The 13356-nt window shown below is 71.1% G+C and carries 12 protein-coding genes; 2 read left to right on the top strand and 10 right to left on the bottom strand.

What is annotated here, in order from left to right; genetic code table 11:
- Window positions 1–2: 2 nt before the first annotated feature.
- From ACFWU9_RS11735 to ACFWU9_RS11710, 6 genes are all read right to left on the bottom strand, one after another.
- Window positions 3–515 carry a MaoC family dehydratase gene (locus tag ACFWU9_RS11735; RefSeq protein ID WP_384316780.1) on the bottom strand — a complete coding sequence of 171 codons (513 nt, stop codon included), beginning with the start codon at window positions 513–515 and terminating at the stop codon, window positions 3–5.
- A 3-nt stretch (window positions 516–518) separates the two neighbouring features.
- Window positions 519–1520, bottom strand: a complete 1002-nt coding sequence (locus tag ACFWU9_RS11730; protein ID WP_384316778.1) for an HpcH/HpaI aldolase/citrate lyase family protein — start codon at window positions 1518–1520, stop codon at window positions 519–521.
- Window positions 1517–3571: a protein meaA gene (locus ACFWU9_RS11725; protein WP_384316776.1), complete on the bottom strand. Its 2055-nt coding sequence runs from the start codon at window positions 3569–3571 to the stop codon at window positions 1517–1519. Before ACFWU9_RS11725 ends, ACFWU9_RS11730 begins: the two co-directional genes overlap by 4 nt.
- A gap of 1 nt (window position 3572) precedes the next feature.
- On the bottom strand, window positions 3573–4910 hold the full coding sequence (ccrA, locus tag ACFWU9_RS11720) for a crotonyl-CoA carboxylase/reductase (protein WP_384316774.1): 1338 nt from the start codon (window positions 4908–4910) through the stop codon (window positions 3573–3575).
- Window positions 4911–5429: 519 nt separating this feature from the next.
- A complete protein-coding gene (locus ACFWU9_RS11715; protein WP_384316772.1) occupies window positions 5430–6269 on the bottom strand; it encodes a TetR family transcriptional regulator in 840 nt (279 codons plus the stop codon).
- Between the two features lie 63 nt (window positions 6270–6332).
- Window positions 6333–8120 (bottom strand): 3-hydroxyacyl-CoA dehydrogenase family protein, encoded by a 1788-nt coding sequence (locus ACFWU9_RS11710; protein WP_384316770.1) that lies wholly within the window; start codon window positions 8118–8120, stop codon window positions 6333–6335.
- A gap of 498 nt (window positions 8121–8618) precedes the next feature.
- Here ACFWU9_RS11710 and ACFWU9_RS11705 point away from each other — a divergent pair, with 498 nt between their 5' ends.
- Window positions 8619–9188, top strand: a complete 570-nt coding sequence (locus ACFWU9_RS11705) for an adenylosuccinate lyase (protein WP_384316908.1) — start codon at window positions 8619–8621, stop codon at window positions 9186–9188.
- Here the strand turns inward: ACFWU9_RS11705 and ACFWU9_RS11700 are convergent.
- The 4 genes from ACFWU9_RS11700 to ACFWU9_RS11685 form a co-directional block, all read right to left on the bottom strand.
- A complete protein-coding gene (locus tag ACFWU9_RS11700; RefSeq protein WP_384316768.1) occupies window positions 9172–9699 on the bottom strand; it encodes a GNAT family N-acetyltransferase in 528 nt (175 codons plus the stop codon). The two genes, ACFWU9_RS11705 and ACFWU9_RS11700, sit on opposite strands and share 17 nt — an antisense overlap.
- Window positions 9700–9702: 3 nt before the next feature.
- Window positions 9703–10146, bottom strand: coding sequence for a RidA family protein (locus tag ACFWU9_RS11695; protein ID WP_384316766.1), 444 nt, complete (start codon window positions 10144–10146; stop codon window positions 9703–9705).
- 828 nt (window positions 10147–10974) lie between these two features.
- A complete protein-coding gene (locus ACFWU9_RS11690; RefSeq protein WP_384316764.1) occupies window positions 10975–11481 on the bottom strand; it encodes an O-acetyl-ADP-ribose deacetylase in 507 nt (168 codons plus the stop codon).
- Between the two features lie 39 nt (window positions 11482–11520).
- A complete protein-coding gene (locus tag ACFWU9_RS11685; RefSeq protein ID WP_384316762.1) occupies window positions 11521–12558 on the bottom strand; it encodes an Rv2578c family radical SAM protein in 1038 nt (345 codons plus the stop codon).
- A 130-nt stretch (window positions 12559–12688) separates the two neighbouring features.
- Between ACFWU9_RS11685 and ACFWU9_RS11680 the strand changes: the two genes are divergently transcribed.
- Window positions 12689–13147, top strand: coding sequence for an SRPBCC family protein (locus tag ACFWU9_RS11680; RefSeq protein ID WP_384316906.1), 459 nt, complete (start codon window positions 12689–12691; stop codon window positions 13145–13147).
- Window positions 13148–13356 lie beyond the last annotated feature (209 nt).

The following is a 13356-nucleotide window of genomic DNA, read 5'->3' as shown; positions in this document are numbered from 1 at the left end:
GGTCAGCTCTCCTGAGTGATCGGCTCGGGGCGGCCGGGCTGTTCGCCGCCGCGCTTGTCGATGTAGGTCGCGGTCGGCACCATCACCTTGCGGCGGAAGACGCACACGACCGTGCCGTCCTGCTTGTAGCCGGTGGTCTCGACGTACACGACGCCCCGGTCGTCCTTGGACCGCGACGGCGTCTTGTCCAGGACCCTCGTCTCGCCGTACAGCGTGTCGCCGTGGAAGGTCGGCGCGATGTGCTTCAGCGACTCGACCTCCAGATTGGCGATGGCCTTGCCGGAGACGTCGGGGACGGACATGCCGAGCAGCAGCGAGTAGATGTAGTTGCCCACCACGACGTTCTCGCCGAAGTCGGTCGTCTTCTCTGCGTAGTTGGTGTCCAGATGGAGCGGATGGTGGTTCATGGTGAGCAGACAGAACAGATGGTCGTCGTACTCGGTGACGGTCTTTCCCGGCCAGTGCTTGTAGACGGCCCCGACCTCGAACTCCTCGAAGGTGCGCCCGAATCGCATCTCTCAGGCCTCCGGTGCTTCGAAGACCGACGTCCGCCGCAGCCCGGCCGCCCGGCCCTTGCCGGAGACGACCAGCGCCATCTTGCGGCTCGCCTCGTCGATCATCTCGTCGCCGAGCATCGCCGACCCCTTCTTGCCGCCCGCCTCTGACGTCGCGTAGTCGTACGCGTCGAGGATCAGCTCCGCGTGGTCGTAGTCCTCCTGCGACGGCGAGAAGATCTCGTTCGCGGCGTCGATCTGGCCCGGGTGCAGGACCCACTTGCCGTCGAAGCCCAGCGCGGCGGCCCGGCCCGCGACCTCGCGGAACGCGTCGACGTCCCGGATCTGGAGGAACGGCCCGTCGATCGCCTGGAGATCGTGGGTACGGGCGGCCATCAGGATCCGCATCAGGATGTAGTGGTAGGCGTCCGCGCCGTAACCGGGCGGCTGCTGACCGACCACCAGCGTCTTCATGTTGATCGACGCCATGAAGTCGGCCGGGCCGAAGACGATGGTCTCCAGCCGGGGCGAGGAGGCCGCGATCTCGTCGACGTTCACCAGGCCCTTGGCGTTCTCGATCTGTGCCTCGATACCGATACGGCCGACGTCGAAGCCCATCGTCTTCTCGATCTGGGTGAGCAGCAGATCCAGCGAGACGACCTGCTGGGCGTCCTGGACCTTGGGCAGCATGACGCAGTCCAGATTGTGGCCCGCGCCCTCCACGACCGTGATCACATCGCGGTAGGTCCAGTGCGTCGTCCAGTCGTTGACGCGTACGACACGCGTCTTGCCGGTCCAGTCGCCCTTGTTGAGCGCGTCGACGATGGTGTGCCGGGCGCCCTCCTTGGCGAGCGGCGCGCAGGCGTCCTCCAGATCCAGGAAGACCTGGTCGGCGGGCAGGCCCTGGGCCTTCTCCAGGAAGCGCGGGTTGGAGCCGGGGACGGCGAGGCACGAGCGCCGGGGCCGGAGCCTGTCCATGGGCGTCTGGGACGCGGAAGACGCCGGGGACGTGGGCGACGTGGTCATGTGCGGACCTCCAGGGGGTCGAGCTTGTTCGCGTGACGGATCTCGTCGACGATACGGTCGATGATCTCGGTGATCCCGAAGTCCTTCGGGGTGAAGACGGCGGCCACTCCCGCGGCCCGCAGCGCCTCGGCGTCGGCGCCCGGGATGATCCCGCCGACGATCACCGGGACGTCCCCGGCCCCCGCCTCACGCAGCCGGCCCAGCACGTCCGGCACCAGCGCGGCGTGCGAGCCCGACAGGATCGACAGGCCCACGCAGTGCACGTCCTCGGCGACGGCGGCGTCCACGATCTGTTCGGGCGTCAGTCTGATGCCCTGGTAGACCACCTCGAACCCGGCGTCCCGCGCCCGTACGGCGATCTGCTCGGCCCCGTTGGAGTGCCCGTCCAGCCCCGGCTTGCCCACCAGCAGCCGCAGCCGCCCGGAGCCGATGTCCGCTGCCGTACGGGACACCTTCTCCCGTACGGCGGCCAGCGCCGACCCGCTGTCGGCGGTGACCGCCACCGGCGCGCCGCCCACCCCCGTCGGCGCCCGGAACTCACCGAAGACGTCCCGCAGCGCCCAGGCCCACTCGCCGGTGGTCACACCCGCCCGCGCGCACTCCACGGTGGCCGCCATCAGATTGTCGGTGCCGGCCGCGGCCCGCTTCAGCGCGGTCAGGGACTCGGCCGCCCGCACCTCGTCCCGGTTCTCCCGCCAGGTCCGCAGCGCCGCCACCACCCGGGCCTCGTTCTCCGGATCGACCGTCATGATCGCGGTGTCGAGATCGGCGGTCAGCGGATTGGGCTCGGTCGGCTCGAAGCAGTTGACGCCGACGACCTTCTCCTCGCCCGACTCGATACGCGCCCGGCGCTCGGCGTGCGAGGAGACCAGCCGCGACTTCAGATAGCCGGACTCGACGGCGGCCATCACGCCGCCCATCTCCTCGATCCGGTCCATCTCCGCCAGCGAGTCCTCGACGAGGGAGGCCACCTTCGCCTCCACGACGTGCGACCCGTCGAAGATGTCCTCGTACTCCAACAGGTCGCTCTCCAGGGCGAGTACCTGCTGTATCCGCAGCGACCACTGCTGGTCCCACGGTCGGGGGAGCCCCAACGCCTCGTTCCAGGCCGGGAGTTGTACGGCGCGGGCCCGCGCGTCCTTGGACAGCGTCACGCCCAGCATCTCCAGCACGATGCGCTGGATGTTGTTCTCCGGCTGGGCCTCCGTCAGACCGAGGGAGTTGACCTGGACGCCGTAACGGAAGCGCCGCTTCTTCTCGTCCCGCACTCCGTACCGCTCACGGGTGATCCGGTCCCAGATACGGCCGAAGGCGCGCATCTTGCACATCTCCTCGACGAAACGCACCCCGGCGTTCACGAAGAAGGAGATACGGGCCACGACGTCGCCGAACCGCTCCGGCGGCACCTGCCCGCTGTCGCGCACCGCGTCGAGCACGGCGATCGCCGTGGACATCGCGTACGCGATCTCCTGGACCGGCGTGGCCCCGGCCTCCTGGAGGTGGTAGCTGCAGATGTTGATCGGGTTCCACCGGGGGATGTGCGCGACCGTGTACGTGATCATGTCGGTGGTCAGCCGCAGCGAGGGCACCGGCGGGAAGACGTGCGTCCCGCGCGACAGGTACTCCTTCACGATGTCGTTCTGCGTCGTCCCCTGGAGCAGGTCGCTGTCCGCGCCCTGCTCCTCGGCGACCACCTGGTAGAGCGCGAGCAGCCACATGGCCGTCGCGTTGATGGTCATCGAGGTGTTCATCCGGTCCAGCGGGATGTCCTGGAACAGCCGCCGCATGTCGCCGAGATGGGAGACGGGGACACCGACCCGGCCGACCTCGCCGCGCGCCAGGACATGGTCCGGGTCGTAGCCCGTCTGGGTCGGCAGGTCGAAGGCGACCGAGAGACCGGTCTGGCCCTTGGCCAGGTTGTTGCGGTACAGCGCGTTGGACGCCTCGGCCGTCGAATGGCCGGCGTAGGTCCGCATCAGCCACGGCCGGTCCTTCGGCCGCCTGCCGCTGGCGGGGCCGGCGGCGGTCCGTCCGGGGTCGGGTTCCGGCATGTCACACGTCCCGGAAGCGGTTGATGGCGTCGACGTGCCGGGCGCGGGTCTCCGGGTCGCCGACCCCGAGGCCCTCGCGGGGCGCCAGCGCGAGCACGCCGACCTTGCCCTGGTGGCGGTTGCTGTGGACGTCGTACGCGGCCTGGCCGGTCTCCTCCAGCGGGTACACCTTCGACAGCGTCGGGTGGATCTTCCCCTTGCCGACGAGCCGGTTGGCCTCCCACGCCTCGCGGTAGTTGGCGAAGTGCGAGCCCACGATCCGCTTCAGCGACATCCAGAGATAGCGGTTGTCGTACTCGTGGGTGTAGCCGGACGTCGAGGCGCAGGTGACGATCGTGCCGCCCTTGCGGGTGACGTACACGCTGGCGCCGAAGGTCTCCCGGCCCGGGTGCTCGAAGACGATGTCGACGTCCTCACCGCCCGTCAGCTCACGGATGCGCTTGCCGAACCGCTTCCACTCGCGCGGGTTCTGATGGTGCTCGTCCTGCCAGAACCGGTACTCCTCGGCCGTGCGGTCGATGATCGCCTCCGCCCCCATGCGCCGGCAGATTTCGGCCTTGCGGCCGCTGGAGACCACACAGACCGGGTTGGCGCCGCCCGCGAGCGCGAACTGGGTGGCGTACGAGCCGAGTCCGCCGCTCGCCCCCCAGATCAGCACGTTGTCGCCCTGCTTCATCCCGGCGCCGTTGCGCGACACCAGCTGGCGGTACGCGGTGGAGTTGACCAGGCCGGGGGCCGCGGCCTCCTCCCAGCTCAGATGCGCGGCCTTGGGCATCAGCTGGTTGGACTTGACGAGCGCGATCTCGGCCAGGCCGCCGAAGTTGGTCTCGAAGCCCCAGATGCGCTGCTCGGGGTCGAGCATCGTGTCGTTGTGCCCGTCCGAGCTCTCCAGCTCCACGGAGAGGCAGTGCGCGACGACCTCGTCACCGGGATGCCAGGTGTTGACCCCGGGTCCGGTGCGCAGGACGACCCCCGCCAGATCGGACCCGATGACGTGGTACGGCAGGTCGTGGCGCCTGGACAGCTCGCTGAGCTTGCCGTAGCGCTCCAGGAAGCCGAAGGTCGACATCGGCTCGAAGATCGAGGTCCAGACGGAGTTGTAGTTGACCGAGCTGGCCATGACGGCCACCAGGGCCTCGCCGGGGCCGAGTTCGGGCACGGGCACGTCGTCGACGTGCAGGGACTTGCGCGGGTCCTTCTCGCGGGAGTCGAGACCGGCGAACATCTCGCTCTCGTCCTTGTGCACGGTCACCGCGCGGTAGGTCTCGGGCAGGGGCAGTGCGGCGAAGTCGGCGGACGTGCTGTCCGGCGACATGATGGCGTCCAGGATGTCCTTCACGGTGTGGCCTCCGGCGGAGCGTGTTGCGGGAACGCTGAACAGGTCCCTGAGGGATGGGACGAGGGGCCGCGCTGTGCGCGTGGGGCGATGGAGGTGTGCCGTCGGTTCGGCGGGGGGTGGTGCGCGGCGACGCCGGGTGGGCGTGCGGAATGCCTGTGACGCAGGCGTCCGGGCGCGCGGGCCGGGTGGCTCGCGGGGACAGTCGGCGTACGAGGGAACTCGGTGCGCCGGCCGCCCGGACACCCATAACGTATGGCACGCCGTGTCATACGACAAGGCACTGCGTGCCAAGAATCTCTCTCAGTTGTCATCCGTGGGGCACGCATGAGCACCGGCAGTCCACTCTGTGAGGTGAAATGTCACCTTAGGTGGCTGTTTGGCGGCGGAGCGGCTCAGTTGAGGCGTGTCACAGCGGACGTGTCGGTGAGAGGTGGCGGTGAGGGCGGCGCCGAGGGGCGTGCGGGGTCGTGCCGGGTCGTACAAGGGCGGACCACGGCGGGCGTTTGCCCCGGCAGGCCGTCACGCGTCCTTGAGCGCCTGCTTGATCGTCCGCATGACCTCGTCCAGCGGGGCGTCCGTACGGGCCACCGCCACCAGCACCTCGCCGCTCGTGCTCACCGAGGCCGCCGGCTGCCGGCCCCCGCCCATGGCCCGGCCCGCGGCGATCCCCGAGCTGAACGTGTCCCGGACGATCGCGAAGGCGTGGTCGAGCTGCGCCTCCACATCGCCCTGGCCGTCGGCCCGCAGCCAGCGGCGCAGCACATGGTTGTGCGCGGTGACGACGGCGGACGCGGCCACCTCCGCCAGCAGCGGGTCGTCGTTGCCCTCCGGGTGGTCGTGCTCGTCGAAATGGCCCAGCAGATAACGGGTGAAGAGCCGCTCGTAGCGGGCCACCGAGGCGATCTCCGCCTCGCGCAGGGCGGGCACCTCGCGGGTGAGCTGGTAGCGCGCCACGGAGAGCGTCGGCGACGCCGCGTACATCCGCATGACTTCCTTGATGCCCCGGCACACCGTGTCGAGTGGATGCTCGTGCGCGGGTGCCGCGTTCAGGACCGCCTCCGCGCGCACGAGGGTGTCGTCGTGGTCGGGGAAGATCGCCTCTTCCTTGGAACGGAAGTGCCGGAAGAACGTCCGGCGCGCGACCCCGGCCGCCGCGGCGATCTCGTCGACGGTCGTCGCCTCGTACCCCTTGGTCGAGAACAACTCCATCGCCGCCGCCGACAGTTCCCGGCGCATCTTCAGCCGCTGGGCTGCCGCGCGGCTGCCGGCCGCGCTCTCCGGCGCGTCGGACGTCGTGTTCGTACGGGCGGGCCGTCGGGCGGAGTCAGCGGGCTGGGCCATGACCCGAACGTACTGCATCCGCGCAGGACGGCGCGCCTTCGGGGGCCGTCACCGGGCCCCCGCCGGAGCTCCCCGCCGGCCCTACCGGCGGGCGGCGTACTCGCGGAAACCGCGGCCCGTCTTACGGCCCAGACAGCCCGCCGCCACCAGGTGCTCCAGCAGTGGTGCCGGGGCCAGTCCGGGATCGCGGAACTCGCGGTGCAGGACCCGTTCGATGGCCAGCGAGACGTCCAGTCCGACCACGTCCAGCAGTTCGAACGGCCCCATCGGATAGCCGCCGCCCAGCTTCATCGCCGCGTCGATGTCGTCCAGCGTCGCGTAGTGCTCCTGGACCATCTTCACCGCGTTGTTCAGATACGGGAACAGCAGCGCGTTCACGATGAAGCCCGCCCGGTCGCCGCAGTCCACCGGATGCCTGCGGATCGTCGCGCACACCTCGCGGGCCGTCGCGTGGACCTCGTCCGACGTGAGGACCGTACGGACCACCTCGACCAGCTTCATGGCCGGGGCCGGGTTGAAGAAGTGCATACCGATGACATCCTGCGGACGCGTGGTGGCGCGGGCGCAGGCGACGACCGGCAGCGACGACGTCGTGGTGGCGAGCACCGCGCCCGGCTTGCAGACCTTGTCCAGCGCACCGAACAGCTGCCGCTTGACCTCCAGGTCCTCGGTCACGGCCTCGACGGCGAGATCGACGTCGTCCAGCGCGTCCAGCGAACCGGCCGCTGTGATCCGCGCCAGCGTGTCGTCGCGCGCCTCCCCGGTCAGCCGCCCCTTGTCGACGGAGCGGCCCAGGGACTTGGCCACGCGCGCCTTCGCGGCGTCCGCCTTCTCCTGGCTGCGGGCGGCGAGCACCACGACGTAACCCGCCTTGGCGAAGACCTCGGCGATACCGCTCGCCATCGTGCCCGAGCCCGCCACGCCGACCGAGCGCACCGGCCGTTCGCCGCCCTTGCCGCGCGCGCCGTCCAGCGGGGTCAGCGCGTCGCGCACCACCGTGCCGCTGCCCGGCGCCTCGTACGTGTAGAAGCCGCGCCCCGCCTTGCGGCCGGTGAGCCCGGCCTCGCTGAGCTGCCTGAGGACCGGCGCCGGGGCGTGCAGCCGGTCGCGCGAGGCGGCGTACATCGCCTCCAGGACCGTACGGGCGGTGTCGACGCCGATCAGGTCGAGCAGCGCCAGCGGGCCCATCGGCAGCCCGCAGCCGAGCCGCATCGCGGCGTCGATGTCCTCGCGGGACGCGTACTTGGCCTCGTACATCGCGGCGGCCTGGTTCAGATAGCCGAAGAGCAGCCCGTCCGCGACGAAGCCGGGCCGGTCGCCCACGGCGACGGGCTCCTTGCCCAGCTCGCGCGCCAGCGCGGTGACGGCGGTGACGGCCGCCGGGGCGGTCAGCACCGACGACACGACCTCCACCAGCCTCATCGCGGGGGCCGGATTGAAGAAGTGCAGGCCGAGCACGCGCTCGGGATGCGCGGAGTCGGCGGCGAGGCGGGTCACCGACAGGGCGTTCGTGCCGGTGGCCAGGACGGCGGTGGGGGAGACGATGCCGTCCAGGGCGCGCAGGACCTGCTGCTTGATCTCGTACGACTCGGGGACGACCTCGATGACGAGACCGGCGTCCGCGGCGGCTCCGAGGTCCGTGAAGGTACGGAAGCGGGCGAGCATGGCGCGCCGCTCCTCCTCGGTGATCCGCCCGCGCTCCACGGCGCGCGCGGTGGACGCCTCGAACACGCCGACCGCGTGGGAGGTGGCGCTCTCGTCGATGTCGATGCCGATGACCTCGCGGCCGGCGCGGGCGAGGACCTCGGCGATACCGGTCCCCATCGTGCCGAGGCCGACGACGGCGATGGTGGAGAGAGGGATGTCCATCAGGGGACTCCAGGGGTGAGTGACGACTGAAGAAAGAAAGAGGACGGGTGCGTGTCACGTGCCGCCCGGATCTACCGGCGGCGGTCGATGGCGTGCAGAGGCGAGAGCCGGCGGACCCTGTCCCGGGGTCGCGCCGCACGGCCGCTGTGAGAACAGCCGCGGTGATGCCGAACCGCGTAATGCCGAACCGACGGACACTCACGGTGGCTGCGTCACCAGGCCACCGGGAGCCGCGGGGGTTTCCCGCTCACTTGAGATTAACCGGCGGGTAACGAGCGCGCCAGCCCTGCGGAGATGTGCGGTGCGTCACCGGCGGAAACCGGCCGTTCGCCGCTCCGGCGGTCACGGAGAGCTGCCTTTCGGACACGGAGCGCGGATACGCTGCCCGGCATGAGCGAGCTGGAACGGCAGGCAGGACCTGCGGACACGGCGGGGGCGGCGAAGGCGGTCGGGGTGGCCCCACCCCGGGCGTCGGTCACCGACCGTGCCGAACAGGGCATCATCGACGAGGACTTGCGCTCACTCGCCGAGCGGGTACGGGAGGAGTCCGGCGGCTCCGCCACGTACCGGCGGCTGATCGCCACCGAGGACCGCGAGGAACTGGCGGAGGTGCTCGTCGCGCCCCAACACCCCCTGTGGGCACGGGAGATCGCGGCCTTCCGGCTCGGCTGCGCGGGTGACCGGCGGGCGTTCGAGACCCTGGTGCTGCTTCTCAACCACCGCGATCCCGAGCGCTGTGTGTCGGCGTCCCACGCGCTGGCGCGGCTCGGGGACCCCCGTACGCCGCGCGCGGCCGCCGCGCTCGCCACGAACGTGCTGCGCACCGCGTACGCCCTCCAGCCGGTGCGGCTGCTCACCGAGCTAAGGGCACCGGAGTCCGTACCGGCCCTGATCACCACCCTGGAGCGGCTGCTCGCGCCCGGCGAGACCCACTGGCGGGTGGCGCTCGCCTGCGTCGAGGGCCTGGGGCAGCTGGGCGACCGGCGCGCGCTGCCGCTGCTCCGGGCCGCCCGCGCGCACCCCCGGCTGTCCGGGCCCGCGTCGGAGGCGCTCAGCCGGCTGGGATGAGCGGGCGCGCGTAACGCACCTCCGGCACGGACGCGCCGCCGACCTCGAAGGGCTCCTCGGCGCCGTCGGGTGTGAATCCAGCCTTTTCGTAGAACCGCCGGGCCCGGCGGTTCTCCTTCAGGACCCAGAGCAGAAGAGGGGAGCGGCCGTCCGCCGCGGCGTGGTCCAGACAGGTCTCCAGCAGCGCGCGGCCGACGCCGGTGGAGACGTGCTCCGGCCGTACGTAGAGCGCGTACAGCTCCAGTGCGCCGGCGGGCACGTCCTCGTCCCGGCACGGCCCGAAGCAGACCCACCCGACGACGGCGCCGTCACGCTCCGCGACGAGGTTCACGACCCGGCCGTCTCCGTCCGCGAGCCGGGCGCGACGCTGGGCGGCGTCCTCCTCGACGCTCATCGCGTCGAGGTACGCCGCCGGCATCAGCCCCGCGTACGCCCACCGCCAGCCGCCGACGCGCACGGCGGCGACGGCCTCGCAGTCGTCGGCGGTCATCGCGCGTATGCCGACGTCCATGGCTCAGCCGTCCTCGCGGTCTTTCTCGCCCTCGTCCTCGCCCTCGCCGACGATCGCGAACGCCTCGATCTCGACGAGCAGTTCGGGCCGGAAGAGGGCGGCCACCTGGACGGCGGAGCTGGCGGGTGGCCGCTCGGTGTCGATGACCTCGTCGCGCGCGGCGCGTACGGCGGGCAGGTGCGCGACGTCGGTCACGAAGTACGTCAACTTGACGACGTCCCCGAAGGTGGCCCCGGCCTCGGCGAGACAGAGCCGCAGATTCTCGAAAACCTGCCGAGCCTGCGCCCCGGCGTCCCCCACCCCGACGACCTCACCGTCACCCCCAAAAGCACACTGCCCGGACACGGCAACGAACCGCCCGGTGCCCCAGACGACGTGACTGTAACCACGACCGGGGGCGACGCCGGCGGGGGAATGCACATGAGTAAGTCGAGTCATGCGCCCCATCCTCGCGGACGGGCGGGAGACGGGACGAGGGGTTTCCGCGGGGCGGCAGGCGGCGGGACCTTGTCCGGGGCGAAGCGCGGCCCGGTGCGGATGGGCGGGGTCCTGCCGTCGGGCGCGCGGGCCCGGGGGGCTGCGGTGCCCCGCGCCTTGGGGCGTCGGCTGGTGCGCTCACCGACGCGCAGCGGCGCCGCCTCCTGTTGTACGTCTACCGGAGGGGATCGGTCGGTCCGTGTGTGCCGACGGGGTGGAGTGGCGGTGGGGTCGTCCGGCTTGGGGTATTGCGCGTTGCCGCGCAGCGGGCGCGTTACCTGCCGGCGCTTGGGAGTTGGTCCGGAGCGGTGCGGGAGTCGCCTCCTGCCCTACGTCTACCGGACGGGACCTGTCGGCCCGCGCGCTCGCCGACGGGGTGCGGTGGCGGTGGGGTTGCGCGTCGCCGCGCAGCGGGCGCCGCTGGCGCTTGCGGGGCGGGAGTCGCCTCCTGCCGTACGTCTACCGGAGGGGATCGGTCGGTCCGTGTGTGCCGACGGTGTGCGGTGGCGGTGGGGTCGTCCGGCTTGGGTATCGCATGTCGCCGCGCGGCGGGAGTCGGCTCCTGTCCTACGTCTACCGGAGGGGATCTGTCGCGCCGTGTGCTCGCCGACGCGCAGCAGTTGCGGGTCCGTCCGGCCTGGGTATCGCATGTCGGCGCGCGGCGGGCGCGTTACCTGCTGGCGCTTGCGATGCGGGAGTCGGTCCCGGGGCGACGCGTCATCCGTGGGCGTCGGTCCGGCGGAGGCTGTTGGCCTGTTCGTTCGCCCACGCGCGTCGGCGGAGCCCGCTCGTCGCGCCCTAACCCTCCGCCAGTGCCTCCGTCAGCACGCGGTGCGTCTCTTCGTCGAATGCCATCAGGCTGATCCGTTCCACCGACGTCGGGGTGGCGCGGAGTGTCGCCACCGCGATCCTCGCCGCGAGGTGCGGGGGGAAGCCGAAGATGCCCGTGGAGATCGCCGGGAACGCCATGCTGGTCGCGCCGAGTTCGTCCGCCACCTCCAGGCTGCGGCGGTAGCAGGACGTCAGGACCGACTCCTCGTCGTGGGTGCCGCCCTTCCAGACCGGGCCCACCGTGTGGATCACATGGCGGATCGGGGGCGGGAGGTCGAAGCCGGGGGTCGCCTTCGCGTCGCCCCGGGCGCACGGGGCGATCGCCGCGCCCGCCTCCGCGAGGCGTGGGCCCGCCGCGCGGTGGATCGCGCCGTCCACACCGCCTCCGCCGCGCAGCGACTCGTTCGCCGCGTTGACGATGGCTTCCGTGCCCTGGCGCGTGATGTCGCCCTGTACGACCTCGATCACTGTCATGCTCGGATTATCCCACCGGCGTCCCCGCCCGCGCCGGAATTACAGCAGCGTCAGCTGCGTCGGTCCCGGTTCCGGCGCCGGCTCCGGTGTCTCCGGGACCAGGATCCGCCGCCGGGCCGCCCGGCCCGCGGGACCGATGCCGAACTCGTCGGCCAGCTCGTGGACCTGGCGCGTGATCCGGCGCTGGTACCACTTCGGCGCGTACGCCCCCTCCGCGTACAGCCGCTCGTAGCGCGGCACCAGATACGCGTGGTGCTCCCGCAGCCACTGCATGAACCACTCGCGCGCGCCCGGCCGCAGATGCAGCACCAGCGGCGTCACCGAGGTCGCCCCGGACGCGGCTATCGCCCGCACCGTCGCCCGGAGCTGGTTCGCTCCGTCGCCGAGGAAGGGGATGACGGGGGCCATCAGGACCCCGCACCCTATGCCGTTGTCGGTGAGCGTCCGGACCGCGTCGAGGCGGCGCTGCGGCGAGGGCGTTCCCGGCTCGACCGTGCGCCACAGCCGCTCGTCGGTGAAGCCGACGGAGACGGAGACGCCGACGTCCGTGACCTCCGCGGCCTCCCGCAGCAGTTCGAGGTCGCGCAAAATCAGCGTGCCCTTCGTCAGGATGGAGAACGGGTTCGCGCGGTCGCGCAGCGCCGAGATGATCCCCGGCATCAGCCGGTAGCGGCCCTCGGCCCGCTGGTAACAGTCGACGTTCGTGCCCATCGCGATGTGCGCGCCCTGCCAGCGGCGCGACGCGAGATGGCGGCGGAGCAGCTCCGGCGCGTTGATCTTGACGACGATCTGCGAGTCGAAGCCGATGCCGGTGTCGAGGTCCAGATAGCTGTGGGTCTTGCGGGCGAAGCAGTACACGCACGCGTGTGAGCATCCCCGGTACGGATTGACCGTCCACTCGAAGGGCATCCGGGACGCGCCCGGTACCCGGTTCACGATCGAACGGGCCCGGATCTCGTGGAAGGTGATGCCGCGGAATTCCGGGGTGTCGAAGGTCCTCGTGGTCACCGCGTCCGTACCGAAGAGCGCCGCGTCGCGGGCCGACGTGTGGTTCTCGGCCAGATTGTCCCAGCGCATGTGCGCCTCCTCAGTTGTACTGACCACAGAATAGAACACGTGTTCCCATGATCGATGCAACCCCGGATTTGGGCGCGCCTCGCGGAGATGGTTGGCTGGCCGTCCGGAGAAACGAATGCTGGAGGAAGCCATGGCGCAGGTCGAGGCCACGACGGAGCGGATCATCGCGGCGGACCCGGAGACGGTGTTCGACGCGCTGGCGGACTACCAGGAGATCCGTCCCAAGGTGCTGCCCGCGCACTTCAGTGAGTACGAGGTCCGCGAGGGCGGCGACGGCGAGGGGACCCTTGTTCACTGGAAGCTCCGGGCGACCAAGAAGCGCGTCCGCGACTGCCTTCTCGAAGTGACCGAGCCCACGGACGGCCAGCTCGTGGAGAAGGACCGCAACTCCTCGATGGTCACCACCTGGGTCGTCACCCCGGCCGGTGAGGGCCGTTCGAAGGCCGTCGTCACCACCGTCTGGGACGGCGCGGGCGGCATCGGCGGCTTCTTCGAGAGGACGTTCGCGCCCAAGGGGCTCGCCCGTATCTACGACGAGCTGCTCGCCAAGCTCGCGGCCGAGACGGAGAAGGCGTCCGAGACGTCCTGACCCGGCGCCCCCCGGGGCCTCTTGCCCACCGTCGCTCCGCCGAGGCGCGTCCGGACCGTCAAGTCCCCTAAGCCCTCGGCGGTCCTGACGTCAAGAGGCACCGAGGACCGGGTCACCGATTCGAGTGGTTTTCCCCGCGACGCGTGACGTGCGCCCGCGCACCACGCGTCGTGGGAAAGCCGCTGATGAGCGCCCCCGAGGGCCCCGCA

Origin of the sequence: Streptomyces sp. NPDC058653 (genome assembly GCF_042716895.1) — a bacterium.
Taxonomy (GTDB): domain Bacteria; phylum Actinomycetota; class Actinomycetes; order Streptomycetales; family Streptomycetaceae; genus Streptomyces.
The sequence above is the reverse complement of the archived record's forward strand: the minus strand, read 5'-3'. Positions and strand labels throughout refer to the sequence as shown.